This window comes from Seohaeicola saemankumensis, assembly GCF_021021435.1.
Lineage (GTDB): Bacteria > Pseudomonadota > Alphaproteobacteria > Rhodobacterales > Rhodobacteraceae > Seohaeicola.
In genome coordinates this window covers 208894-233175 of record NZ_JAINWI010000003.1, presented here as the reverse complement: position 1 = coordinate 233175, position 24282 = coordinate 208894, and the positions used below count along the sequence as shown (strand labels likewise).

The 24282-nt window shown below is 61.2% G+C and carries 23 protein-coding genes; 13 read left to right on the top strand and 10 right to left on the bottom strand.

What is annotated here, in order from left to right:
* The gene (locus K7H22_RS01255) at nt 1-1512 is read right to left on the bottom strand and encodes a leucyl aminopeptidase (RefSeq protein WP_230798761.1); all 1512 of its coding nucleotides are present in this window, start codon (nt 1510-1512) and stop codon (nt 1-3) included.
* Nucleotides 1513-1660: 148 nt separating this feature from the next.
* Here K7H22_RS01255 and lptF point away from each other — a divergent pair, with 148 nt between their 5' ends.
* The 6 genes from lptF to rsmA are packed head-to-tail and all read left to right on the top strand — an operon-like array spanning nt 1661 to nt 9178.
* Nucleotides 1661-2800, top strand: coding sequence for an LPS export ABC transporter permease LptF (gene lptF, locus K7H22_RS01250; protein ID WP_230798760.1), 1140 nt, complete (start codon nt 1661-1663; stop codon nt 2798-2800).
* Nucleotides 2797-3894: an LPS export ABC transporter permease LptG gene (gene lptG, locus K7H22_RS01245; RefSeq protein WP_230798759.1), complete on the top strand. Its 1098-nt coding sequence runs from the start codon at nt 2797-2799 to the stop codon at nt 3892-3894. Before lptF ends, lptG begins: the two co-directional genes overlap by 4 nt.
* On the top strand, nt 3894-6089 hold the full coding sequence (locus K7H22_RS01240) for an LPS-assembly protein LptD (RefSeq protein WP_230798757.1): 2196 nt from the start codon (nt 3894-3896) through the stop codon (nt 6087-6089). Before lptG ends, K7H22_RS01240 begins: the two co-directional genes overlap by 1 nt.
* A 5-nt stretch (nt 6090-6094) precedes the next feature.
* Nucleotides 6095-7330, top strand: a complete 1236-nt coding sequence (locus tag K7H22_RS01235) for a peptidylprolyl isomerase (protein WP_230798756.1) — start codon at nt 6095-6097, stop codon at nt 7328-7330.
* Nucleotides 7327-8313 carry a 4-hydroxythreonine-4-phosphate dehydrogenase PdxA gene (gene pdxA / locus K7H22_RS01230; protein ID WP_230798754.1) on the top strand — a complete coding sequence of 329 codons (987 nt, stop codon included), beginning with the start codon at nt 7327-7329 and terminating at the stop codon, nt 8311-8313. Before K7H22_RS01235 ends, pdxA begins: the two co-directional genes overlap by 4 nt.
* A 22-nt stretch (nt 8314-8335) precedes the next feature.
* On the top strand, nt 8336-9178 hold the full coding sequence (gene rsmA / locus K7H22_RS01225; protein WP_230798753.1) for a 16S rRNA (adenine(1518)-N(6)/adenine(1519)-N(6))-dimethyltransferase RsmA: 843 nt from the start codon (nt 8336-8338) through the stop codon (nt 9176-9178).
* Between the two features lie 82 nt (nt 9179-9260).
* Here rsmA and K7H22_RS01220 read toward each other — a convergent pair whose 3' ends face one another.
* The 6 genes from K7H22_RS01220 to K7H22_RS01195 all read right to left on the bottom strand — a co-directional run bounded on the left by K7H22_RS01220 (nt 9261) and on the right by K7H22_RS01195 (nt 14828).
* Nucleotides 9261-10067 (bottom strand): DUF4167 domain-containing protein, encoded by an 807-nt coding sequence (locus K7H22_RS01220; protein ID WP_230798751.1) that lies wholly within the window; start codon nt 10065-10067, stop codon nt 9261-9263.
* Nucleotides 10068-10264: 197 nt separating this feature from the next.
* Nucleotides 10265-11137 carry a peptide chain release factor N(5)-glutamine methyltransferase gene (gene prmC / locus K7H22_RS01215; RefSeq protein ID WP_230798750.1) on the bottom strand — a complete coding sequence of 291 codons (873 nt, stop codon included), beginning with the start codon at nt 11135-11137 and terminating at the stop codon, nt 10265-10267.
* Entirely contained in the window at nt 11134-12183 is a 1050-nt protein-coding gene (prfA, locus tag K7H22_RS01210) for a peptide chain release factor 1 (protein WP_230798969.1), read from the bottom strand. Before prfA ends, prmC begins: the two co-directional genes overlap by 4 nt.
* Before the next feature lie 31 nt (nt 12184-12214).
* Nucleotides 12215-12631 (bottom strand): DUF1499 domain-containing protein, encoded by a 417-nt coding sequence (locus K7H22_RS01205; RefSeq protein ID WP_230798749.1) that lies wholly within the window; start codon nt 12629-12631, stop codon nt 12215-12217.
* 31 nt (nt 12632-12662) lie between these two features.
* Nucleotides 12663-13622, bottom strand: coding sequence for an agmatinase (gene speB / locus K7H22_RS01200; protein ID WP_230798747.1), 960 nt, complete (start codon nt 13620-13622; stop codon nt 12663-12665).
* 39 nt (nt 13623-13661) lie between these two features.
* Nucleotides 13662-14828 carry a M20 aminoacylase family protein gene (locus K7H22_RS01195; protein ID WP_230798746.1) on the bottom strand — a complete coding sequence of 389 codons (1167 nt, stop codon included), beginning with the start codon at nt 14826-14828 and terminating at the stop codon, nt 13662-13664.
* Nucleotides 14829-14892: 64 nt separating this feature from the next.
* Between K7H22_RS01195 and mazG the strand changes: the two genes are divergently transcribed.
* Together mazG and K7H22_RS01185 are read left to right on the top strand one after the other, a co-directional pair.
* The gene (gene mazG, locus K7H22_RS01190; RefSeq protein WP_230798744.1) at nt 14893-15732 is read left to right on the top strand and encodes a nucleoside triphosphate pyrophosphohydrolase; all 840 of its coding nucleotides are present in this window, start codon (nt 14893-14895) and stop codon (nt 15730-15732) included.
* Between the two features lie 93 nt (nt 15733-15825).
* The gene (locus K7H22_RS01185) at nt 15826-16839 is read left to right on the top strand and encodes a Fe(3+) ABC transporter substrate-binding protein (protein ID WP_230798742.1); all 1014 of its coding nucleotides are present in this window, start codon (nt 15826-15828) and stop codon (nt 16837-16839) included.
* A 107-nt stretch (nt 16840-16946) separates the two neighbouring features.
* Here K7H22_RS01185 and K7H22_RS01180 read toward each other — a convergent pair whose 3' ends face one another.
* On the bottom strand, nt 16947-17621 hold the full coding sequence (locus K7H22_RS01180) for a class I SAM-dependent methyltransferase (RefSeq protein ID WP_230798741.1): 675 nt from the start codon (nt 17619-17621) through the stop codon (nt 16947-16949).
* Between the two features lie 227 nt (nt 17622-17848).
* Between K7H22_RS01180 and K7H22_RS01175 the strand changes: the two genes are divergently transcribed.
* The 4 genes from K7H22_RS01175 to K7H22_RS01160 all read left to right on the top strand — a co-directional run bounded on the left by K7H22_RS01175 (nt 17849) and on the right by K7H22_RS01160 (nt 21848).
* Nucleotides 17849-18805 (top strand): LicD family protein, encoded by a 957-nt coding sequence (locus K7H22_RS01175; protein WP_230798739.1) that lies wholly within the window; start codon nt 17849-17851, stop codon nt 18803-18805.
* Between the two features lie 209 nt (nt 18806-19014).
* On the top strand, nt 19015-19956 hold the full coding sequence (locus K7H22_RS01170) for a nucleoside hydrolase (protein WP_230798737.1): 942 nt from the start codon (nt 19015-19017) through the stop codon (nt 19954-19956).
* Nucleotides 19953-20399: a GNAT family N-acetyltransferase gene (locus K7H22_RS01165; protein ID WP_230798735.1), complete on the top strand. Its 447-nt coding sequence runs from the start codon at nt 19953-19955 to the stop codon at nt 20397-20399. The genes K7H22_RS01170 and K7H22_RS01165 overlap by 4 nt, the downstream gene beginning before the upstream one ends.
* Before the next feature lie 30 nt (nt 20400-20429).
* The gene (locus K7H22_RS01160) at nt 20430-21848 is read left to right on the top strand and encodes a protein adenylyltransferase SelO (protein WP_230798734.1); all 1419 of its coding nucleotides are present in this window, start codon (nt 20430-20432) and stop codon (nt 21846-21848) included.
* A 14-nt stretch (nt 21849-21862) separates the two neighbouring features.
* Here K7H22_RS01160 and K7H22_RS01155 read toward each other — a convergent pair whose 3' ends face one another.
* Nucleotides 21863-22753, bottom strand: coding sequence for a DMT family transporter (locus tag K7H22_RS01155; RefSeq protein ID WP_230798732.1), 891 nt, complete (start codon nt 22751-22753; stop codon nt 21863-21865).
* Nucleotides 22754-22804: 51 nt separating this feature from the next.
* Nucleotides 22805-23458: a hypothetical protein gene (locus tag K7H22_RS01150; protein ID WP_230798730.1), complete on the bottom strand. Its 654-nt coding sequence runs from the start codon at nt 23456-23458 to the stop codon at nt 22805-22807.
* 39 nt (nt 23459-23497) lie between these two features.
* Here K7H22_RS01150 and K7H22_RS01145 point away from each other — a divergent pair, with 39 nt between their 5' ends.
* Nucleotides 23498-24244 carry an endonuclease/exonuclease/phosphatase family protein gene (locus K7H22_RS01145; protein WP_230798729.1) on the top strand — a complete coding sequence of 249 codons (747 nt, stop codon included), beginning with the start codon at nt 23498-23500 and terminating at the stop codon, nt 24242-24244.
* Nucleotides 24245-24282 lie beyond the last annotated feature (38 nt).

The following is a 24282-nucleotide window of genomic DNA, read 5'->3' as shown; positions in this document are numbered from 1 at the left end:
TCAGGCCTTGTCTTTTGCTGCGTCCGCCTTGGTCTCGAACCTGTCCGCCACCAACCGGTTCAGCGCCAGCACACCCCAGCCGCTGGCCCCTTGCGGCGCATATGCAGTCTCGGCCTTGACGCTGGCGACACCGGCAATGTCCAGATGGACCCAGGGCGTGCTCTCGTTCACAAAACGTTGCAGGAACTGCGCGGCGGTGATCGAACCCGCATCGCGCCCGCCCACGTTCTTCATGTCCGCGATCTGGGATTTCAGCTTCTTGTCATAGGCTGCCCCCAAAGGCATGCGCCATGCGCCCTCACCTTCAGTCTCGGCGGCTTTCAGCACGGCATTGCACAGCGCATCATCGTTGGAAAACACGCCCGCTTTCTCGTGTCCCAAGGCGATGATGATCGCACCAGTCAGCGTGGCCAGATCAATCATGCCCGCAGGCTTGAAGCGTTCCTGCGCGTACCAGAGCACATCGGCCAGCACCAGACGCCCCTCGGCATCGGTGTTGATGACCTCGATGGTGTCGCCCTTCATCGCGCGCACCACGTCGCCGGGACGTGTGGCACGGCCCGAGATCATATTCTCGACCAGACCGACCAGCCCAACGACATTGGCGCGCGCCCCGCGCCGCGCCAGTGTGTGCATGACCCCTGCCACAACGCCAGCGCCCCCCATGTCCATGGTCATATCTTCCATACCGCCTGCGGGTTTGAGGCTGTAGCCGCCAGTATCGAACACAACGCCCTTGCCGACCAGCGCAAGGGGGGCCGCGTCGTTCGCGCCGCCCTTCCATTGCATGACGACAACCTTTGACGGGCTGTCGCTGCCATGTCCAACCGAGAGCAGGCTGCCCATGCCCAACTGTTCCAAGGCAGCCTCTTCCAGCACTTCCACCTCGACGCCGAGTTCGCGCAATTCCTCAAGTCTTGCGGCGAACGAGGTCGTTGTCAGGATATTGGCAGGGGCGCTGATCAGATCGCGGGTCAGAAAGACACCCTCGGCTGCGGCGCGCAGCGGGACCAGCGCGGCCTCGATCTCGTCCGGCTTGCCGACCATCAGGGTGACCGCGCCTGTCGCGGCGGTGCCTGCAGCGTCTTTGGCAGGGGTTTTCATATCTTCATAGGCATAGGCCCGCAGCGCGACGCCAAGGCCCAATTCGGCGGCATGGCGCTGCGTGCCTGCCATGACTGTTAGGGCCGCCTTGCCCTTGAGCTTGGCAAGCCCGACACCAGCCTTGCGAGCCTCTGCCAGCGTAGCGCGGCGCGGCAGGCGCACGATATCCACAGCCTCGGCCTGCAGCCCTGCGGGAAAGGCAAGGCTGACGGTCTCGCCGGGTTTCAACTTGGAAAACCTGTCCGAAGCCAGAAGCCGCGCCACGGCACCCTTGGTCAGACGGTTGACCCGCCGCGTTGCCGCATCCAGCGCATCGGGGCCATCCACCAGCAATGCTATACGCCCTTCAAGCGTCGCGCAGGCATCAAGATCCATTAGCTGGGCGGATAGGGAAACGGGGGTGGTCATGGCATTCTCCTGAAGGTGGTGCAAAACGGCAAAACAGCCGAAACAACAACCTAGCGGCGGGTCGCCACCTTGACCAGATAGCAGTTTTACCGCACAGCCACATCTTGTAACCTGAGAGCGGCTGCAATCGGTCAGCCGGAGGAATTCAGTGGCAAGATTCGACAGATATCTACTGTCGCAGATGATGGTCCTGTTCGGCTTTTTCGCCCTGATCCTGGTGTCGATCTACTGGATCAACCAGGCGGTGCGGCTGTTCGACAGGCTGGTCGGCGACGGTCAGTCCGCGATGGTCTTTGTCGAATTCTCGCTTCTGACGCTGCCGAATGTGATCCGCCTGGTCCTGCCGGTGGCCGCATTCGCCGCCGCTGTCTATGTCACCAACCGTCTGAGCCGCGAAAGCGAACTGGTCGTAATGCAGGCCACCGGTTTCAGCCCGTGGCGTCTGGCGCGACCTGTCGCGACCTTCGGCCTTGTTGTGGCGTTGATGATGTCGGTGCTCACACATGCGCTGGTGCCTACCTCGCAGGAAGAAATGAAAAAGCGCGAGGCGGAACTGGCGCAGAATGTGACCTCCAAGCTGCTGACCGAAGGCACGTTCCTGCATCCCGCGCGCGGTGTGACATTCTATATCCGCGAGATCACTACCGAAGGTGCGCTGCGCGATGTCTATCTGTCGGACCGCAGCCGCCCTGAACGGACCATGACCTACACAGCGATCGAGGGGTATCTTGTCAATGACGATGCCGGCACAAGGCTGGTGATGGTTGATGGTCTGTCGCAAAGCTATTTTCTGGATAGCCGGCGGCTTTTCACGACGCATTTCGACGATTTCACCTATGACATTACCGCCATGCTGGTCTCGTCCGGCGCGCACCGGCGGGATATCCGCCATGTCGGCACATGGGAATTGCTGACTGCGCCCGAAGATGCGATGGCCGAGACAGGCCAGTCGCGTGGTATGCTTGCGGACGAGTTGCATGGCCGCGTGAATCAGCCCCTGATGGCATTGGCGGCCGCGTTGATCGGTTTTTCGGCGTTGCTGGTCGGGGGATTCTCGCGCTTCGGGGTCTGGAGGCAGATCGTGGGCGCTCTGGTCCTTCTGGTTCTGGTCAAGATGATCGAAGGGCTGGTCACCGATCCGGTTCGGGCCAATGCAGACCTATGGCCGCTGGTCTATCTTCCCTCGGCCGCGGGTCTCGCTATGGCGGGTGGACTGCTGCACTGGGCCGCAAGGCCGCGTGGCGGTTTCCGAAAAACAAAGACAGCGTCAAGCAGGGTCGCCGCATGATCCTGCACCGCTATTTCGCCCGCCGTTTTCTGACAACCTTTCTGGGTATTCTCACGATATTCTTTCTGCTGGTTGCCCTGATTGATCTGGTAGAACAGTTGCGGCGTTTTTCTTCTGACGGAATCGGGTTTGGCAAGATCGCGCAACTGACCCTCCTGAACATGCCCAAGGCCATCAGTGACATCTTGCCCCTCGTGGTCATCCTGTCGACCATCGCGCTGTTTCTCGGACTTGCGCGCAGTAGCGAGCTTGTCGTCACGCGCGCTGCCGGACGCTCGGCGCTGATCGCTCTGCTGGCGCCGGTCACGATGGCCATGCTGATCGGTGGCTTGAGCGTCGCCATGCTGAACCCGATCGTAGCAGCGACGTCGAAACGCTATTCCGCCCTGTTCGAGGGCTATCGCTCGGGCGTCACGGATGTTCTTTCAGTCTCACGCGAAGGGCTTTGGCTGCGGCAAGGCGGGGATGAAGGACAGACGGTGATCCGTGCGGCGCGCGCCAATCCGGATGGTACGGTTTTCTACAATGTCACATTCCTTGATTATGCGACGGATGGCGGACCAGTGCGCCTGATCGAGGCGCGCGAGGCAGTCTTGCTGGACGGCGCGTGGGAGGCCACGGGCGTGAAACTCTGGCCTCTAGGGCTGGATATCAACTCGGAAGCGCTGGCCGAACGCCATGAGACGCTGATGATCCCCTCGGATCTGACACAGGACAGGATACGGGACAGTTTCGGACAACCCGATGCCATTTCGATCTGGGATCTGCCGGACTATGTCGCACAGTTGAAAGAAGCCGGATTTTCCGCGCGCCGTCACGAGGTCTGGTTCCAGATGGAAATGGCGCGCCCTCTGTTTCTGACCGCGATGGTCCTGCTGGGCGCGGCATTCACAATGCGCCATGTGCGTTTCGGTGGCACGGGCATCGCCGTGCTGTCCGCCGTGATGTTGGGCTTTACCCTGTTCTACATCCGCAATTTCGCGCAAATCATGGGGGAGAACGGGCAAATTCCCATCCTTCTGGCGGCTTGGGCGCCGCCTGTAGCCTCGATCCTTCTGGCCTTGGGTCTACTCCTGAATATGGAGGACGGGTGATGCCTGTTTCCATCCGACGACGCGCAACTGTATGCTGCGGTGCTGGGCTGGCGGTCTTGCTGGCCGCTGTGGTCTGCCTTGTGGTGTTTCTGGCCCATCCTTTGCGCGCGCAAGACGGACAAGCTGCCGACACATCCGGTGCCCCTGCCCTGCTGGTTGCCGACAGCCTGCGGCTTGAAGGGCGCGACCTGCTGATTGCCGAGGGCAATGTCGAGGCGATTACCGGAACGACAAGGCTCAAGGCGTCCAAGATCATCTATGACCGCAATACCGACAGCCTCACCCTTGAAGGCCCGATCACACTGGTCGAGAACGAGCAGATCGTGGTGCTGGCTGAGTCAGGCAGTCTGGATGCGGGGCTGGAGAACGGCCTGCTGCAGGGCGCGCGCATGGTGATGAACCAGCAGTTGCAACTGGCGGCCAACCGGATCGACAGGGTCGGCGGGCGCTACACGCAACTTTACAAGACCGCTGCGACGTCCTGCAGGATTTGCGAAAGCGACTCGCCCCCGCTCTGGCAGATCCGCGCCAAACGGGTGGTGCATGACCAGTTGGAACAGCAACTGTATTTCGACAATGCCCAATTGCGCGTTCTGGGCGTGCCGGTGCTGTGGTTCCCGCGCCTGCGCCTGCCGGACCCGACACTTGATCGCGCAACCGGTTTTCTGATCCCGCAACTGCGCCAAACCTCGCTTTTGGGAACTGGGGTCAAAATCCCGTATTTCGTGGCTCTCAGTGACCACCGTGACCTGACCCTGACCCCTTATCTTTCGCCCCAAACCCGCACGTTGGAACTGCGCTACAGGCAAGCCTTCCGGCGCGGCTCGATCGAGATCAATACCGCAGTGTCGGATGACGAGATCGGCCCGTCTAGCCGGCGCGCCTATCTTTTCGGATCGGGAAATTTCGAGTTGCCACGCGACTTTCGCCTGACATTCGATATCGAGATGACCAGCGATGATGCCTATCTTCTGGATTACGACTATTCCGGCAAGGAGCGTCTGGACAGCGGTATTGCGATCACACGCACAAGGCGCGACGAATATGCCAATGTCAGCCTGACCAGCTACGAGACATTGCGCGCCACCGAAAGCAACGCGACGCTGCCCACGGTTATCGGCGATCTGACCTATGAGCGCCGTTTCGTGCCCGGACTTCTGGGTGGCGAGATGCGTCTGGGTCTTGACGCCAATGCGCGCTACCGGTCGTCGGATGATCCGACGGACGGGATCGGACGGGACGTCAGCCGGATCACCGCCGACATGCTCTGGCAGCGCAACTGGTCACTGGCGTATGGCGTGCAGGCGCAAATGCTTGGCGGTCTGTCCATCGACGCTTTCCGGACCCGTCAGGACGACACATTTGCTGGCGATGTGGCAGAAATCGTGCCGCAAACGGCGGTCACTCTGCGTTGGCCTTTGGTGAAATCCACAGCCGGCGGTGTGACGCAGATCCTGGAACCCGTGGCCATGGTGGGCTGGACAGGTGGCACGCGGCGCGACATTCCCAATGACGAAAGCACAAGGGTTGAATTCGACGAAGGCAATTTGCTGAGCTTGTCGCGCTTTCCGGCTCCGGACCGGCGCGAACGCGGGGTAACGGCGGCCTATGGCGTGAACTGGATGCGCAGCGCCCCCGGCGGTTTGGAAACCTCATTGTCGGCAGGACAGGTCTGGCGCGACATTGCAGATAATGATTTCAGCGATTCCTCGGGTCTGACAGGTCAAACCTCGGATCTTTTACTGGCCGGACAGATCAAGAATCCGTTCGGGCTGTCACTGGGCGCGCGCTCGCTTTTTGACGAGGATCTCAATGTCGCCAAGGCCGAGGCGCGGCTTGGTCTGACGCGGCGGGACTTGAGTGTAGGGGCCTCCTATATCTGGCTGGACAGCGACCCCGACGAGGAAAGGTACGATGCCCAGTCGGAATGGTCTATAGATGGCAGCTACAGCTTTGCCCGCCACTGGACGGGATCGGCCAATATGCGCTATGACGTGGCGCGTGACAGAGCCACCAATGCGGGCTTGGGGCTGCGTTATCAGAACGAATGCGTCAATGTGAACCTTTCCCTCTCGCGCCGCTTTACCTCATCGGATATCCTTCAGCCATCGACGGATATCGGGTTTACGATCGGCATTCGCGGTTTCGGCCTTTCAGGTGCCGATTCCAGATACACACGGACCTGCAGGAACTGAACTTTATGAAACAGATGAAACACGCCGTCTTTCTTGCCTTTGTCGCAATGCTGGGCTTGTCGAGCGTGGCCCCGGTCGCCATGGCACAGGGCATGTTCGACCCCATCGTGACTGTCGATGACAAGGCAGTCACGCGCTACGAGGTGCAACAGCGTGTGCTGCTTTTGCGGGTTCTTCGCAGCCCCGGCGACCTTGAGGAACTGGCCCGCACACAATTGATCGAAGATCGGGTGAAACTGGCGGCGGCCCGTTCCGCAGGAATCGAACTGTCCGAAGAGGTCATCATGGACGGGATGACCGAATTCGCCAGCAGGGCCAACCTTAGCCTTGAGGAGTTGATCCGCGCGCTGGCAAGCGCTGGTGTGGCCGAACAGACATTCCGTGATTTCATCATCTCCTCCCTCACCTGGCGTGATCTTGTGCGCGCGCGTTTCGTGCCGCGCGTCCGGATCAGTGAAGCGGATATCGACAAGGCCATCGGGGCCATCAGCGGCGGCAGCGCAGTCAGGGTTCTTCTATCCGAAATCATCCTGCCTGCCCCGCCACAACAGGCGGCCGAAGCGCAGGCGCTGGCCGACCGGTTGAGCCAGATCAACTCGGTCCAGCAATTCTCGGCTGAGGCCGGACAAGTCTCGGCCTCGCAAAGCCGTGCCAATGGTGGACGTCTTGACTGGATGCCGCTGACCAATCTGCCGGCCCCGTTGCGCCCTGTCATTCTGGGTCTGTCGGTGGGTCAGGTCACGCAACCGATCCCGCTTGAAGGGGCCATCGCCCTGTTCCAGTTGCGCGCCATCGAGGAAACAGGCGTTGCGGCGCAGGAATTCTCGGCCATCGACTATGCCGCCTATTATCTGCCCGGTGGCCGGACCGAGGCGAACCTACAACAAGCCGCCGCCATCCGCAGCAGCGTCGATACTTGCGATGATCTATATGGACTGGCCAAGGGGCAGCCCGAGGAAACATTGCAGCGTCTGGCCACGACGCCCGCCGATCTGCCAAACGATATTGCGCTGGAGCTTGCCAAGCTCGACCGTGGCGAGATTTCGGCGAATCTGACGCGGATCACGACCGATGGCAGCGAGGCGCTGATGGTGCTGATGCTGTGCGGCCGGACCGCCGCCGGAGCCGAAGACGCCTCGCGCGAGCAGGTCGCGGGGCAGTTGCGCAACCAGCGGCTTGAGGCTTATGCGCGCGGATATCTGGCGCAACTGGTCTCTGACGCGCGTATCATCGACAGATGATCGCACCCATCGCGCTGAGTTGCGGCGAGCCTGCAGGGGTCGGCCCCGAAATTGCGGCCAAGGCATGGGCGGTGCTGCGCGCGGATCTGCCGTTTTTCTATATCGGCGACCCTCGACACCTGCCTGCCGGAACACCTTTGCAGATCATTTCCGACCCGCAAGAGGCGATCGTGGCGAGTGCAACTGCCTTGCCGGTTCTGGCCTTGCCCTTCGCGGCAGAAACGACAGCGGGCAAGCCTGATCCGGCCAATGCACAAGGCGTGATCGACTCCATCGCGCGTGGTGTGGAACTGGTGCAATCGGGAGCTGCGGGCGCGCTTTGCACCGCGCCGATCCACAAAAAGGCGCTCAAGGACGGGGCTGGTTTCGCCTATCCCGGCCATACCGAATATCTGGCGGCTCTGGCAGGTGTTGACCGCGTGGTGATGATGCTGGCCTGCGACGCGCTGCGGGTGGTGCCTGTGACCATCCATATCCCACTGGCCGAGGTGCCGCAGGCGCTGACGGCTTCGCTTCTGACCGATACGATCCTGATCACCCATGCGGGTTTGCGGCGCGATTTCGGCCTGACGGCACCACGTCTGGCTGTTGCAGGTCTGAACCCGCATGCAGGCGAAGGCGGCGCGATGGGGCTGGAGGAAATCCAGATGATCGCGCCCGTGCTGGACGCCTTGCGCGCCGAGGGTCTGGATATTGCCGGGCCGCTCTCGGCCGATACACTGTTCCACCCCGCTGCACGCGCACGCTATGACGCGGCGATCTGCATGTATCACGATCAGGCCCTGATCCCGATCAAGACACTGGATTTCGCAGGCGGTGTGAATGTCACGCTGGGTCTGCCTTTCATCCGCACGTCGCCCGATCATGGCACGGCTTTCGATATCGCGGGGCAAGGTCTGGCCGATCCCTCATCGCTGATTGAAGCGCTGAAAATGGCGGATGTCATGGCAAGGGCGCGGCAAACATCACGGGGTGGGATATGAGTATTTTCGGCAAGATGAAACGATGAGCGGGATCGATAGCCTTCCTCCCTTGCGTCAGGTGATCGAGACTTATGGCATCGCCGCGAAAAAGGCCCTGGGGCAGAATTTCCTGCTGGATCTGAACCTAACCGCCAAGATCGCGCGTCAGGCGGGGGACTTGTCGGGTTGCGATGTACTGGAAATCGGGCCCGGTCCGGGTGGTCTGACACGCGGCCTGTTATCCGAGGGAGCGCGGCGCGTGCTGGCCATCGAGAAAGATCCGCGCTGCATTCCCGCGCTGGACGAAATCGCCGCCGCCTATCCGGGACGGTTGCAGATCATCGAGGGGGACGCGCTTGAGGTTAACCCGCTGGAGCATCTGAGTCCGCCGATCCGTGTTGCAGCCAACCTGCCCTACAATGTCGGCACGGAACTGTTGATCCGCTGGCTGACGCCTCCGCAGTGGCCACCCTTCTGGGAAAGCCTGACGCTGATGTTCCAGCGCGAGGTGGCCGAACGGATCGTCGCGCAACCCGGTAGCAAGGCCTATGGGCGGCTGGCGTTGCTGGCACAGTGGCGTTGCAATGCCCAGATCGTGCTGAACCTGCCGCCCGAGGCATTTACGCCGCCGCCCAAAGTCTCAAGCGCAGTGGTGCATCTGACGGCCCTACCCGCGCCGCGCTATCCCGCCGACCCCAAGACACTGGAGCGTGTAATCGCCATGGCGTTCAACCAGCGCCGCAAGATGATGCGTGCGGCCTGCAAGGGTTTGGTCCCCGATCTTGAGGATCACCTGATCGCCGCGGGAATCAAACCCACAGATCGCGCAGAGACCCTGACGCTCGAGCAGTTCTGCGCGCTGGCGCGATTGGTCAAGGCAGGCTGATCGCAGAGCGTCGAGCCAAAGCAAAAGGCGCGCCTGTGACCGGCGCGCCTTTGTAATTCTGATCCCGTATTTCGACGCGACTTTATTCCGCAGCCTCGGGCGTGCCCGATGACGCGCCGGAACCGGCACTTGGGTCCTTGGGCTTTCGCGGCGCACGTGCGCGTGGCTTGGGCTTGGGTTTGGACTGCTCGGCATCAGCTTCGGCAGCACCCGCTTCGGCTTTGGGTTTGGGGGCCGCTTTCACACGGGGGGCAGGCGCTTGCGCTTGTGTGACCTCGGGCTGCTCGAACTTGCTTTCCGGTGTATCGACAAGGCCGCTATCGCCTTCAAGGTCCAGCACTTCCGACTGCAGTTCCGGCTGCACGCGTTGATCCACTGGGCGGTCCGTAGTGTCCCGATCCTGGCGCTGCGGGCGGTCGCGACCTTGATCGCGGTTACCATCATTGCGGTTGTTGTCCCGCTGCCCATCATTGCGATTGTTGTCGCGTCCCTGATCACGGCCGCCTTCGCGGTTCTGGTCACGGCTTTGATCCCGGGTCTGGTCCCGCTGCTGCTGGCCTTGCGGCTGGTTCTGGTCGCGCTCGGCCTGACGGTCGCGGTTTTCGCGTTCCTGTTGGTCGCGGCGCTGATCCATCTCGCGCTGCGCTTCTGCAAGCAGGCGCAGGTAATGTTCGGCGTGCTGCTGGAAGTTTTCCATCGCCACCCGATCATTGCCAAGCTGTGCGTCACGCGCCAGTTGGTTGTATTTGTCGATGATCTGTTGCGGTGTACCGCGGACTTTGCCTTCGGGACCGGAACTGTCAAAAACGCGGTTGATCACGTTTCCGACGCTGCGGTTCGGAGCATTATTGCGGCCCGGCTTGCGCGACCTTGATTTGGATGATCTCATCTGTAGCAGTCCAGCCTTCGTCTTCTGGCTTCGTTCGACCCGTTTCACGCCTCTTGCGCTCTGACTTAAACACCGGGTCCACGACATTTTTGGCTTGGCGCCGAGCAGGACGGCACAAGGGCATCCAACGCATCGACATGACTGAGTAAACATGACCGCGCCCTCAAGACAAGAGGAAAGCGGCAAATTTGTCTGAATTATCTGTCATTTCGTGTTATTTCAGCTTGTTGAGCAGGGTTCCGCGCAACCACAACACGATCAAGGCCCGCAAGATCGGCAATCAGGCGTTGATCCTGCCAACCGGTTTTACGGAAGATCTCCAGCACGTCCTGCCCCTGCTGCCAGCCGATTTCGACTATGACGCGGCCCTGCGGTGCCAGCACGCGGGCTGTCTGTTGCGCGATCTGTCGATAGGCCCCCAGACCGTCCCCCCCGGGACTGAGGGCGAGGGCCGGATCGTGGTGCAAGACCTCGGGCTCGAGCCCCGCCATCTCTTGCGCCGAGATATAGGGCGGATTGCTCAGGATCAGGTCGAACGGGCCTGTCAGGTCCGCGCACCAGTCGGTTAGAACCAGTTCCAAACGGTCCGCGACACCCAAGTTCTGCGCGTTCTGCCCTGCTACGGCTAGCGCTGCGGCACTGATATCTGTCGCAACGCCGTGCGCGCGGGGCCATTCCGCCAACAGGGTCACGGCGATGGCCCCGCTGCCTGTGCCCAGATCCAGCAAACGCGCGGGGGGCGGACCTTCCAAGGCAGTGGCGATCAGGGTTTCGGTATCGCCGCGCGGGTCCAGCACATCGGGGGTCACCGCAAAGTCGCGCCCCCAGAACAACCTGCGCCCGATGATGCGCGCGACAGGTTCGCGCGCGATGCGCCGCGCCAGAGCTTGCGCGAGTTGCAGCATCGCATCCGCAGGCACTGGGTCCGCGCCGATCAGGATCAACCGGTCACGGCTTATGCCCATGGCATGGGCCAGCAGATGACGCGCATCGCCGGCAGCATCCGCAATTCCCGCAGCGGTCAATGCCTGAACTGCGGCGCGCTGCGCCTCGGCGACGGTGCGGCTCATCCCTCCATCTCGGCCAGTAGGCCTGCCTGATGTTCAGCGATCAGCGCATTGATGATCTCGTCCAGATCGCCCTGCATGATCTGCTCCAACCGGTAGAGCGTCAGGTTGATGCGGTGATCGGTCATCCGCCCTTGCGGGAAATTATAGGTGCGGATGCGTTCCGAGCGATCCCCGCTGCCGACCTGATTCTTGCGGTCGGCGGCGCGGGCGCTGTCAATTTTCTGCCGCTCCAGATCGAAGAGGCGTGCGCGCAGCACACCCATTGCGATCTCGCGGTTGCGGTGCTGTGATTTCTCGGAACTGGTGACGACAAGCCCTGTCGGAATATGGGTGATTCTGACGGCGGAATCCGTTGTGTTCACATGCTGCCCGCCCGCGCCGGAGGACCGCATCGTGTCGATGCGGATATCGTTGGGATCAATCGTGACGTCCACCTCCTCGGCCTCGGGCAGAACAGCCACGGTGGCCGCTGATGTATGGATACGCCCGCCGCTTTCGGTGGTTGGCACGCGCTGGACACGGTGCACGCCGCTTTCGAATTTGAGGCGGGCAAAGACCCCCTCGCCCGCGATCCGCGCCACAACCTCGCGGATGCCGCCCAGTTCGGTTTCCTGCAATTCGATGATCTGAAAGGACCAGCCCCGCGCCTCGGCATAGCGTTGATACATCCTGAGCAGATCCGCCGCGAAAAGTGCCGCCTCGTCGCCGCCGGTGCCGGGGCGTATCTCGATCATGGCGGGGCGGGCATCGGCTGCATCGCGCGGCAAAAGCGCCAGTTGCAGCGCTTTTTCCACCTCGGGCAGGCGCGCGGACAATTGCGCCACCTCGTCCTCGGCCAGTGCTTTCATATCAGGATCGGACAGCATCGCGCGTGCCTCGTCCAGATTGCGGCTCAGGTCGTTCCACAGCGCGATCTGCGCCACGACGGGCCGCAGTTCGGCATATTCGCGCCCAATTGACGCGATATCGCCGCCGCCTTCGGCCAACCGTGCCTCCAGATACTGGAAGCGCTGGGTAATCTGGTCGAGTTTATGTGCTGAAATCATGCCGCCTGTCTTGCCGAAAGCCTGCGGGCGGTCAAGCCTGACCTTGGCCCGCCTCAAGCGCCGCGATCCATCCTGTCACCCGCGCGCGATTAACGCCCAGGTCGGAAGAGCCAAAGCGCAAACGGGCATGGATCACCAAAGCGCCCTGCCGCGCCTCGACCGTGGTGTAATCGGGAAACCCCCAGACTTTCGAGCGGGTCACGTAAGTCACCATCCCCTGTTCGGGCGTGCCCGCCAGAACAGTTGTGCGCGGTGTGGCGCGGATGATCCTGTCCAGCCGCGCGAAATCGCCCGGACTGGCAGCCACCGTGCGGATCGCGGCGCCGGCAAAGTCGCGGTTGCCGGCATCGCCCGCCGTCACATGCCATCGCGCCGGATCAGAGGGGGCAAGCCGCACCCAAAAACCGAAACCGACCACCGCCAAAAGGATCAAAGACAGAAACTTCATCGCATCATCCCCCAGTTGTTCCGATCACATGTCAGCGCCGCGTCCAGCCCCAAAGGGCGATCAGTTCCATAGCGACATGGGCCCCTGCAACGGCGGTTGCCCCTGTCGTATCATAGGGCGGCGATACCTCGACGACATCGCCACCGACAAGGTTGATCCCCGCCAAATCACGCAGGATCGCCGCCGCTTGCCAACTGTGCAGTCCCCCCCAGACCGGCGTGCCTGTTCCCGGCGCAAAGGCCGGATCAAGCGCGTCGATGTCGAATGTCAGATAGACTGGATGATTGCCCACTACCTCGCGCACGCGATTGACCACCCAGGCCGGGCCAGCCTCGTGCACCTTGCGCGCGTCGATATAGTCCATCCCCAGATAGTCGTCGCATTCCGTACGGATGCCGATCTGGATCGAGCGGGACGCGTCCACCACACCGGTTTTGACGGCTTTGTACATCATCGTGCCATGGTCGATGCGGTCCATATCATCGTCCTGCCATAGGTCGGAATGGGCGTCGAACTGGATCACCGACATCGGTCCGTATTTCTCGGCATAGGCTTGCAGCACGGGCAGCGTGCAATAGTGATCACCCCCCAGCATCACCGTGCACGGCCCTGCGTCAAGGATCGTGCGGAACTGCTGGCGCAGGGCCTCGGGGAAGTCCTGCACGCGGGCGTAATCGAAGGCCAGATCGCCATAATCCACGATGCTGAACTGACCCAGCGGATCATAGCCCCAGCCATAGGGCGGATCATAGGGTTGCAGGCAGCTTGCCTCGCGGATCGCGCGGGGCCCGAAACGGGTGCCGGGGCGGTGCGTGACGGATTGGTCAAACGGCACGCCCGTCACCACCAGATCGACGCCGCTCAAGTCCTTGGTATAGCGGCGACGCAGGAAGGACGTAGCGCCGCCAAAGGCATTCTCATAGCTGAGACCACGCAAGCTTTCGCGTGTAAAAGCTTGGTCCACCTGACTTTTTGCATCTTCAAGCGCCATGACACCCTCTTTCTCGGATCAACTGCGGCATGGATTGTATCAGGCCGCCACAGGTGCGGCGCGCTCCACCAGACGCGCGAAGAACGAGGCCCCGACAGGCGCGATAGAGTCGTTGAAATTATACCCCGCCTGATGCAAGCCCGCTGTCTCGCCCTGCCCCAGAAACAGATAGGCACCGGGCCGCGCCTGCAGCATATAGGCAAAATCCTCGGCCCCCATCTCGCGGCCTGAATCGGCGACGACATTGGCAGGGCCCACCACTTCTGCCGCAACGTCTGCAGCAAAAGCTGCACGCGCCGGATCGTTGACTGTAGCGGGATACCACACCTCATAGATCAGTTCGGCCTCGACCCCGTAAGAGGCTGCCTGCCCGTCCACAATGGCCCTCATCCGCTCCATCACCATCGCCTGCACGGTGCGATCAAAGGTGCGGACCGTGCCGCCGACATAGGCCGTTTCGGGCACGATATTCTCGGCGCTGCCGGTGTGGATCTGCGTGACCGAGATCACCAGATCATCCAGGGCATAGTGGTTGCGACTGCTGATCGTCTGGATCGCTTGCACGATCCCGACTGCCGCCACAACAGGATCGCGGGTCTCGTGCGGCATCGCACCGTGACCGCCCAAGCCCTTGATATGGATATGGAATGTATCGACTGCCGCCATGATTGGCCCCGGCGTGGTAAAGAACGCGCCTTCCGCAAAGCCCGGAGCATTGTGCATGGCATAGACCTCGGTGATACCGAAACGGTCCATGACGCCCTCGTCTACCATGACGCCGCCGCCGCCGCCGTTTTCTTCGGCTGGCTGGAAAATCAGCGCGACGCGACCTGCAAAATTGCGCGTTTCCGCCAGGTAGCGGGCCGCCCCCAGCAGCATCGTCGTATGCCCGTCATGGCCGCAGGCATGCATCACGCCGGCCACGGTCGAGGTGTAGTCCAGCCCCGTCTCTTCCGTGATCGGCAGCGCATCCATATCGGCGCGCAATCCGATCACAGGCCCCGGTCCCCGGCCTTCGATGATCGCGACAACCCCTGTCTTGGCGATGCCTTCATGGATTTCTGTGATGCCAAACTCTTTCAGCTTTTCAACTACATATGCAGCGGTCTTTACGCAATCAAAGCCTAATTCGGGATGCATGTGCAAATGGCGGCGCCAGCCGATCATGTCATCGGCATAGCCGGCAATACGGTTGATCACGGCCATTGGCTGGACTCCTCGGGTGGTTGCGGTCACTTTTGCACCAAACCCGAAAACCGGAGCCGCCGCAATGACCGATAACGATCTGATCCACGCCCCCGATGGTGGCCTTCCGCGACTGTTGGAGATCATGCGCCGGTTGCGCGATCCCGACACCGGTTGTCCGTGGGATATCGAGCAGGATTTCACCAGTATCGCGCCCTACACGATCGAGGAAGCCTATGAAGTGGCAGACGCGATCGAACGGCGGGACTGGTCCGAGTTGGAAGCCGAACTTGGCGATCTGCTGTTGCAGGTCGTCTATCACGCTCAAATGGCGCAGGAAGCGGGGCATTTCGACTTTGACAGCATCACCGCGCGCATATCCGACAAGATGGTCGCGCGGCATCCGCATGTGTTTGGCAACGAAAGCCGCGACAAATCCCCCGAACAACAGACCGTGGACTGGGAAAGGATCAAGGCGGACGAACGTGCGGGCAAGGCCCAAAGCGGCGTTCTGGACGGTGTTGCGGTTGGCCTGCCCGCCTTGTTGCGGGCGCTCAAACTGCAAAAGCGGGCAGCGCGTGTGGGGTTCGACTGGCCCGACATCGGACAGGTGCTGGACAAGATCACCGAGGAAGCGCGTGAACTGACCGAGGCCCGCGATAGCCTGACACAGGCCGAGATCGAAGAGGAGTTCGGTGATCTACTCTTTGTCATGGCTAATTTGGGGCGTCATCTGGAAATAGATCCCGAAGCGGCACTGCGTGCGGCCAATACCAAGTTCGTGCGGCGCTTTACCTATATAGAACGACAACTTGCATCACGAGGTTCAAGTCCGGAACAGTCCGATCTTGCGGAAATGGACAGCCTTTGGAATGCCGCGAAACAGCGGGATAAAGCGAAAAAAGTGACAGATCGGGGTCAGTAATTTTTTTTCCGACTGTTTCATTCAGGTATTGACCCGACAAAAAAAGTCAGGCTTACACGGGGTATCGAAACACGTGACCCCAATGAGGATGTTATGACCAGACCCCTGACAACTGCTTTGCTCAGCGCCACCGCGATCTCGCTGGGCCTGCCCGTTCTGGCCGAAGAGGTGAACGTCTATTCCTATCGCCAGCCCGAGTTGATCAAGCCGCTGACCGATGCCTTCACCGCCGAGACCGGCATTGCCGTGAACGTGGCCTATCTGGACAAAGGCATGGTCGAACGTCTGACCGCCGAGGGCGACCGCTCGCCGGCCGATCTGGTGCTGACCGTCGATATCTCGCGTCTGGCCGAAGTGGTCGAGGCCGGTCTGACCCAACCGGTTGAAAGCGACACGCTACGCGCCAATGTGCCGTCGATCTACCATGACCCCGAGGGGCATTGGTGGGGGCTGACCACCCGTGCACGGATCATCTATGCCTCGAAAGAACGCGTGGCCGAAGGCGAAGTCACCACCTACGAGGATCTGGCCGATCCGAAATGGGAAGGTCGCATCTGCACCCGTTCCGGCACCAACTCCTACAGCCTTGGTCTGACCGCTGCGGTGATCCATCACCACGGTGAAGACGGTGCGAAGACATGGCTTGAAGGTGTGAAGGCCAATCTGGCGCGCAAGCCTGAAGGCAACGACCGCGGACAGGTCCGCGCGATCTGGGCCGGTGAATGCGATATCAGCCTTGGTAATACCTATTACATGGCGCAAATGCTGAAAGACCCCGAACAGCAGGCTTGGGCAGAGTCGGTCAATATCGTCTTCCCGACGTTTGAGGATGGCGGCACGCATGTGAACATCTCGGGCGTGGCCATGACAAAGGCGGCGCCCAACCGTGACAACGCGCTGAAAATGATGGAATTCCTGACCTCGCCAGCCGCACAGCAGATCTATGCCGAAGCGAATGCAGAATATCCGATCGCACCGGGCACAGAGCCTGACGATCTGGTCAAAAGCTGGGGCGAGTTCACCGCCGATGATGTCAATCTGATGGAACTGGCCAAACTGCGGGGCGCCGCCCTGCGTCTGACCGAGACTGTCGATTTCGACGGCTGATCACCGAAGAGCGAGCAGATCAATCGCAAGAACGAGCGGTCCCGGGATCGCTCGTTTTGCATGTGGCACTGACCGCGAAGGCCGCTTTCGCGCCCTCCGCAACCGGATCAGGTGATTTCGACGGCGACCTGCATATTGGCGAAGGCGATATAGCGATAGCTGATCTTTTTCGTTGCGCAGACTTCCTGCCACGCACGGTATTCGCCGAATTTCCAATTGGGATAGCCGTAATATTCATCGAAAACGATGACGCTGCCCTTGACCAGATGTTTGGAAATCTGGGTCAGCACATAAAGGCTGCTTTCATAAGTGTCGCAATCCACGTGGCACAGACGCAGCTTGGTCTTGTTCGCTTTCAGAAATGCGGGAAGCGTTTCGTTGAACCAGCCTTTGTGCAGCGTAACATTGGCGGGGACTTGGGGCATCGCACCGTCCAGATTGAACGCGCCTTTGGCTAAGTGATATCCTGTCCAGTTTTCAGCCAGCCCTTCGAAACTGTCAAAGCCGTGCAACGCCTCGTCTTTGAATATCTGCGCGAAATGGGTGATCGAACGTCCTTTGAATACGCCAAATTCAAGGATCAGTCCGTCATCGACCTTGGCCGCAGAAGCAGCGAAATCCCAAAGTTTGACATCCTCATTGAAGATCATCGCGGTGTTAAGATGCTGTTCCGCGTAGGAGGCCGAGTCGGCAATCGCCCGCTCGCGCAGCAATTGGTAGACGCTCAGCTTGTAAGGAGAGAGGCCACGCTTCAGAATTGCCGCAAATCGCCGTTCGTTCATAACCCCATCCCTGATAAGCTCTGCAATTTTTGCCGCATATCATACTCTTACATTACGTGCTTTAACGACTATTGCGCCTACCTCAGCGGGTCAATCAACACTGTTGTTTTCCCGCGGGAATTCCTGTCAGTGTAACTTTATGGCAAAGGCTGCATTGTCTTTCCCGCGCAACCTGACCAAACTGGTGGTCGTTTTACAGCTTTGATCGGTTCCCCTCGGAGTGCGCCATGAAGACACCGCAACCGCGTGACGCGTCGCCCCAGCGCATCAGGATGTCCGAGATCCGCGATATTGCCCTTGCGCAACTGTTCCTGCGAAACCCGCTATTTAGCAAAGCCCGCTACGAGACCGAGCTTGAGACGCTGGCGAAAGAGCAGAATATGCTTCTGTCGCCCGACTATCTGGAGGCCTTTATACTGTTGGTGATTGGTGGGGGCAAACGGCCTCGCAGGGCGCAGAAATCCCTCTACCGGCTCTATAAGGCACGTGTGGCCGCGCATGAGGACGAGGCATTCGAGCAGTTCAGCGCCCTGTTGATCGAATTGGGCAAAAAGGGCCATTCGCTTGAGGGTCTGTATTTTCCGCAGACATTCCGGACGCAGGACCATGACAGCATCTGGTCCGACGTCGGTGCCATGCTGGGCCGCGTCAAGGATGTGGTCGGGCCGGTTTTCCTGAACTCGGGGACTCTTCTGGGTGTGGTGCGCGACAAAAGCCTGATTGCGCATGACGATGATGTGGATCTGGCTGTTCTGCTGGATGCCATGGATCAGGAAAGCGCCGCACGCGCGTGGCAAGCCACCTACGCGAAATTGAAGGCAGCAGGTCTGCTGTCGAAGAAACAAGGGCCCAATCCCGGCGTGTTCAAGCTGCAATCGGGGGGTGTCTACAATATTGATCTGTTCCCCGCTTGGATCGCGCAGGGCAAACTGCATGTCTATCCGCATACATGCGGCGACCTGCCCGCCGAGGCGCTTTTGCCCTTGGCGGATTGCGCGGTGACGGGGCTGCCGATCCCTGCAAAATCGCGGGATGTGCTGGCAGTCAACTATGGTGCGGGATGGGACAAGCCCGATCCGGGTTTTTCATTCCCGTGGAACAGGGCAAACCGGCGGTTCAAGACCTTTATGGATGCGCTGGGGGGTGGTGCTGCCAGCAAGCCGACCGATCACGCACAAGACTGACTTGGCCCCTGCCCGCGCATGCGGCGGATATGGCCGGGCGTGTCGCTGCAAAAGCAAGGCAGAGTTTCGCTGAATACAGGCGGATCACCGCGCGGCCCCGTTGAAGGTGGGACGAATTAATCCCATAAAGACCACATAACAGAGCGCGTGCTGCCGGGCCGGATCATCCTGATCCAAGACAGCGCCCGCCGCCTGATCAGGGACATTCCATGCCAGCGCAGAAAATCATCATCGACACCGATCCGGGGCAGGATGACGCCGTGGCGATCCTGCTTGCGCTGGCCTCGCCGGACGAGATCGAGGTTCTGGGGATCACCGCCGTTGCAGGCAATGTGCCTTTGGCGCTGACACAGCGCAACGCGCGGATGGTGTGTGAACTGGCAGGACGCCGCGATATCCGCGTCTTTGCAGGCTGCGACCGGCCCTTGGGCCGCGATCTGGTCACGGCAGAACATGTGCACGGAAAAAGCGGGCTGGACGGTCCGGTGCTGCCGGAACCTGACATGCCGCTTCAAGACCAGCACGGCGTCGATTTCATCATCGACACGCTGCGCGCCGAACCTGAAGGCAGCGTCACGCTCTGCCCACTGGGGCCGCTGACCAATATCGCCATGGCGATCGAGAAAGCCCCCGACATCATCCCGCGCATCCGCAAGCTCGTACTGATGGGCGGGGCCTATTTTCAGGTCGGCAACATTACCCCCGCCGCCGAGTTCAATATCTATGTCGACCCGCAAGCCGCGCGCATCGTGTTCCGCGCGGGAGTGCCCTTGGTCGTCATGCCGCTGGATGTGACCCACAAGGCGCTGGTGACAGCCGAGCGCAACAACCGTTTCCGCGCCATCGGCAGCCATGTTGGTATCGCCGTGGCCCAGATGACCGAGTTCTTCGAGCGTTTCGACAAGGAGAAGTACGGCTCGGAAGGGGCGCCGCTGCATGATCCCTGCGTCACCGCCTATCTGGTCCGGCCGGATCTGTTCAAAGGCCGCCATGTGAATGTCGAGATCGAGACCCAGTCCGAGCTGACAATGGGCATGACGGTGGCGGATTGGTGGGGCGTGTCGGGGCGCGCGCCCAATGCGATGTTCATGGGCGATATTGATGCAGACGGATTTTTTGCCCTGCTGACAGACAGGCTGGCGCGGTTATGAGCCTGCTGCATCTGGCGACACCTGAAGACACCGACAGCCTGCTGCCGCTGGTCGCCGCCTTTCATGGCGAGATGGGCTATGACACGGACACCGCGCATCATATGGCGGCGGTCAAGCCTTTGCTGAACGGCTCGCCCCATGGGGCGATCTGGCTGGTCGGACCGCGCCGTGCGCCTGTGGGATATGTCGTGATATCCTTCGGTTGGTCGGTCGAATATGGCGGGCTGGACGGTATCGTCGATGAAATCTATGTGCGCTCGGCCGTGCGCGGGCGCGGCATGGGGTTCGAGGCATTGAACGGCATTGCCAAGGCTTTGGGTGCAAGCGGCGTGCGCGCCTTGCATCTGGAAGTCGCCCGGGACGATATGCGCGCGCAGAAATTCTATACGCGTGCACGGTTCAGTCCCCGCGATCATACGATGTTCATGTCCCGCGTGCTGTAAATACGCCCGCCCAGCCCCTATATGGTAGCCATGACCCTACAAATTCCCTTCGATAACAGCTATGCCGCCCTGCCGCCGCGCTTTTACACGCGGCAGGTAGCGCAACCCGTCAGCCAGCCGCGCCTGATCGCCTTCAACGAGGCGCTGGCGCGCGATCTTGGGATTGCCACAGGAGCACCAGAAGAGATGGCTGCCGTCTTTGCGGGCAATGCGGTGCCCGACGGTGCGGCTCCCTTGGCGCAGGTCTATGCGGGGCACCAATTCGGCGGCTTCTCGCCCCAGTTGGGCGACGGGCGCGCGCTGCTGCTGGGCGAGGTTGTGGACGGCCAAGGCCGGCGGCGCGATATCCAGCTCAAGGGTTCGGGGCAGACGCCCTATAGCCGCATGGGTGACGGGCGCGCATGGCTGGGGCCAGTGCTGCGCGAATATCTGCTGTCCGAGGCGATGCACAAGCTAGGCGTACCCACGACCCGCGCGTTGGCCGCCGTGCTGACGGGCGAGACCGTCTACCGCGAAACCCCCTTGCCCGGTGCGGTGCTGACCCGTGTGGCCGCCAGCCATATCCGCGTTGGCACCTTCCAGTATTTTGCAGCCCGCCGCGATGTCGACGGCTTGCAGGCGCTGTATGTTCATACGCGCGCACGGCATTATCCGCAGGCGCAAACACCTGCGGAATTGCTGGAAATGGTGATCGCGGCGCAGGCGCGGCTTGTGGCAAAATGGCTGTCGCTGGGCTTCATCCACGGCGTGATGAATACCGACAACACAACCCTGTCTGGCGAAACCATAGATTACGGCCCTGCTGCCTATATGGACATCTACCATCCGGTGACCGTCTACAGTTCGATCGACGCGCACGGACGCTATGCCTATGACAATCAGGCCAATGTGATCGTATGGAACATGGCGCAGCTTGCCACGGCGTTGGTGCCGCTGATGCCGGATACGGACAGCGCCATTGCCAAGTTCACACACGCGGTCCATGCCATGCCCGCGCAGATCGAAGCCGAGCGTGTGGCCGCGTTTCGTGCCAAGCTGGGCCTGTCTGATGCCAAAGACGGTGACGCGGCACTGATCGACGACCTTCTGGCCTTGATGCACGCGGGTCAGGCCGATTTTACCAACACTTTCCGCGCGCTGTCGCATGGCAATGCGCGTGACCAGTTCACCGACCGCGAGGCCTATGACGCATGGCATGCGCGCTGGCAGGCGCGGCTTGCCAGCGAAGACGCGGCGCAAGCCCTGATGCTGGCCACAAACCCCGCCTATATCCCGCGCAACCACAGGGTCGAGGAAATGATCAAAGCGGCGGTTGGTGGCGACATGGCCCCGTTCGAGCGGTTGTTGCGCGTGCTGTCCGACCCTTTCACCGATCAGCCCGACGCCGCAGATCTGGCGCAACCGCCCCTGTCGCATGAAGTTGTCGCGCAGACTTTTTGCGGCACCTGAGGCGGGGTGCCGGATCAGGCAGGAACGCGCGGGCGGCGGTTGATCAGCACGATCCCGACGGCCACGAGCACAAGTCCGATCAGGACTCCGGCTCCGATCTCCTCGTTCAGGATCAACCAGCCGAATCCGACCGCCAGAACCGGCGTCAGAAAGGAAAAGCTGGCCACGCCCGACGCGGGATAAAGCTTGAGCAGGAAGAACCAGAACAGGAAACCGAAACTGGCGACGGCCACGATCTGATAGGCCAGCCCCAGAAAATGCGCGACATCCGGATCGCGCAGCAAGGGGCCGAAAAACGGCGCCGCGATCATCAGAAGAACGGCACTGACGCTCAACTGCCAGAAAAGCTGCATCTCGGGGGCAAGCCGCTGGGCGGGGGTCAGACGCACCACCAGCGCGATACCGGTCCAGCCGAAGGCCGCACCCAATGCAGCCAGATCGCCCTGGATTGATGCCTCGCCGCTGCTGCGCTGCGCCAGCACAAGCGCCACGCCTGCCATTGCCAGCACCAGACCCAAAGAGCGGCGGCGCGTCAGCCCCTCACCCGGCAGCAGGAAATGCGCCGAGATCGTCAGAATGACCGGCATGGAATACAGCAGGATCGAGGCCCGCGCGACCGTCGTGTGATCCAGCGCCCAGAAGAGACACAGGAATTCAGCCGCGAACAAGGCGCCAAGGGCCAGTCCGGGAAGGATCGTGTCGCGGCTCAAGTCCAGACGCACACCGCGCAGACGCATCCAGAGCAGCAAGACCAGCAATGCCCCGAAAGACCGCAAAGCGGCCATGAAAACGGGTTGGAACCCGCCATTGCCCAGCTTGATCACCACCTGATTGAAGGCCATGGCCGCGGCAAAGCCGATCAGCGCCACCGCCCCGATGGCGTCTATCCTGTCCCTGCGATCCATGCGGAGAAGTGGACGGGATTTCCAGCAGATGGTCAAGCCGTTACAAGGGGTTCAGTGCCTCTTGCTGTCCCGCTCGCGCAGGCGACGGAAGAAGCGCGGATTGCGCCGCACGAAATCGTCGATCACCCCCGCTAGCCCGCCTTTGGCACGGCCTTTCAGGTAGAAATACCCCGAACCGGCCCCGATCAGGGCCCCTAGAAAGTCCATGATCAGATCCCACATCGTGTCCATCAGACCCGATTTCTGCATGTTCAGCCCGAAGACCTGATCCATGCCGAATTCGAAAATCTCCCAGATGGCGCCGATGGCCAGTGCGAAGCAGAAAGCGAAGAAACCCACGGCTATGGGCGGGGCGGCATAGCGGTCGCCCTGGAACATCATGAAGACCAGCACGAAACCGATCAGGCCGAAGCCGATGGCGCTGCCGCCATGCATGACCAGATCCCACCACCAGAAGCGGTTGTAGAAATCGAACACCTCGCCCAGAAACAGCGTGCCGCCGACGAACACGACAATGGCGGCGATGAAGGACGGCGGCACGATGATCTGCGCCCACCGGGCTGCAAAAACGGGTGTCAGCGATAACAATAGCGTGGCCAGCGCTACAAAGGCCAATGGCCAGTTGCGCTGGAACAGGGCATCCAGCATGAACAGGGCCAACAAAACCCAGACGATACGGGCCAACCATGTCTGATCTGCAAACACAATCGTGACCCTCCCTCATAGGAACGTTATACCCTTTTCATGTCCGCATCCCAGATCCGAATTGCAAGCTATAACCTACAAAAATGCGTGGGCCTTGACCTGCGGCGCAGGCCGGATCGCAGCCTGAAAGTGATCGAAGGGCTGCGCGCCGATCTGGTTGTCTTGCAGGAGGCCGACAAGCGTCTGCCCCCCCGACCGGCTGCCTTGCCGCATGGCATGATCGAGGATGACGGCTGGCAGATCGTGCCTGTGGGCACTGGCGGGCACAGACCGGGGGCATCCCTTGGCTGGCACGGCAATGCCATGCTGATCCGCCCGCATCTGCGTGTTCTGGCCACCGCCCATCTGGACCTGCCGGGGTTGGAGCCGCGCGGCGCGATCCGTGTCGATCTGGAAACGGGCATAGGCCCGCTCAGGGTGATCGGCCTGCATCTGGGGCTTATCCGGCGCTACCGATTGTTACAAATGGCCGCCGTCATGCGCTGTTTGCGCGAATTGCCCCATCTGCCCACGGTCATTGCGGGCGATTTCAACGAATGGAAATCGGTCATGCCGCTGGATACGATAGCGCAGGGGCTACGCTTCATGCCGGGCCTGCCCAGCTTTCCCGCCGCCCGTCCCGTCGCCAAGCTGGACCGCTTCGCGCTGTCGGAGGATTTGCAGATGCTGGAACAAGGTGCCTATATCGGGCATCCCGCGCGGGTTGCCTCGGACCACCTGCCCGTCTGGGCCGATCTGGGTCGATCCGGCGCAGACAACCTGCGCTTCGTCACGCAGGAGACATGAAAAAGGCACTCCGCAGAGTGCCTTTCCCGTCTTTTCAC

What these genes read in the sequence shown, in the direction of transcription:
- K7H22_RS01170 (WP_230798737.1), top strand. Translation starts at nt 19,015, where the DNA reads ATGCCAGCGCAGAAAATCATCATCGACACCGATCCGGGGCAGGATGAC.
- mazG (WP_230798744.1), top strand. Translation starts at nt 14,893, where the DNA reads ATGACCGATAACGATCTGATCCACGCCCCCGATGGTGGCCTTCCGCGA.
- K7H22_RS01205 (WP_230798749.1), bottom strand. Translation starts at nt 12,631, where the DNA reads ATGAAGTTTCTGTCTTTGATCCTTTTGGCGGTGGTCGGTTTCGGTTTT.
- prfA (WP_230798969.1), bottom strand. Translation starts at nt 12,183, where the DNA reads ATGATTTCAGCACATAAACTCGACCAGATTACCCAGCGCTTCCAGTAT.
- K7H22_RS01220 (WP_230798751.1), bottom strand. Translation starts at nt 10,067, where the DNA reads ATGAGATCATCCAAATCAAGGTCGCGCAAGCCGGGCCGCAATAATGCT.
- K7H22_RS01155 (WP_230798732.1), bottom strand. Translation starts at nt 22,753, where the DNA reads ATGGATCGCAGGGACAGGATAGACGCCATCGGGGCGGTGGCGCTGATC.
- K7H22_RS01195 (WP_230798746.1), bottom strand. Translation starts at nt 14,828, where the DNA reads ATGGCCGTGATCAACCGTATTGCCGGCTATGCCGATGACATGATCGGC.
- K7H22_RS01145 (WP_230798729.1), top strand. Translation starts at nt 23,498, where the DNA reads ATGTCCGCATCCCAGATCCGAATTGCAAGCTATAACCTACAAAAATGC.
- prmC (WP_230798750.1), bottom strand. Translation starts at nt 11,137, where the DNA reads ATGAGCCGCACCGTCGCCGAGGCGCAGCGCGCCGCAGTTCAGGCATTG.
- K7H22_RS01165 (WP_230798735.1), top strand. Translation starts at nt 19,953, where the DNA reads ATGAGCCTGCTGCATCTGGCGACACCTGAAGACACCGACAGCCTGCTG.
- K7H22_RS01180 (WP_230798741.1), bottom strand. Translation starts at nt 17,621, where the DNA reads ATGAACGAACGGCGATTTGCGGCAATTCTGAAGCGTGGCCTCTCTCCT.
- K7H22_RS01185 (WP_230798742.1), top strand. Translation starts at nt 15,826, where the DNA reads ATGACCAGACCCCTGACAACTGCTTTGCTCAGCGCCACCGCGATCTCG.
- K7H22_RS01175 (WP_230798739.1), top strand. Translation starts at nt 17,849, where the DNA reads ATGAAGACACCGCAACCGCGTGACGCGTCGCCCCAGCGCATCAGGATG.
- pdxA (WP_230798754.1), top strand. Translation starts at nt 7,327, where the DNA reads ATGATCGCACCCATCGCGCTGAGTTGCGGCGAGCCTGCAGGGGTCGGC.
- K7H22_RS01240 (WP_230798757.1), top strand. Translation starts at nt 3,894, where the DNA reads ATGCCTGTTTCCATCCGACGACGCGCAACTGTATGCTGCGGTGCTGGG.
- K7H22_RS01160 (WP_230798734.1), top strand. Translation starts at nt 20,430, where the DNA reads ATGACCCTACAAATTCCCTTCGATAACAGCTATGCCGCCCTGCCGCCG.
- rsmA (WP_230798753.1), top strand. Translation starts at nt 8,336, where the DNA reads ATGAGCGGGATCGATAGCCTTCCTCCCTTGCGTCAGGTGATCGAGACT.
- speB (WP_230798747.1), bottom strand. Translation starts at nt 13,622, where the DNA reads ATGGCGCTTGAAGATGCAAAAAGTCAGGTGGACCAAGCTTTTACACGC.
- K7H22_RS01235 (WP_230798756.1), top strand. Translation starts at nt 6,095, where the DNA reads ATGAAACAGATGAAACACGCCGTCTTTCTTGCCTTTGTCGCAATGCTG.
- K7H22_RS01255 (WP_230798761.1), bottom strand. Translation starts at nt 1,512, where the DNA reads ATGACCACCCCCGTTTCCCTATCCGCCCAGCTAATGGATCTTGATGCC.
- lptG (WP_230798759.1), top strand. Translation starts at nt 2,797, where the DNA reads ATGATCCTGCACCGCTATTTCGCCCGCCGTTTTCTGACAACCTTTCTG.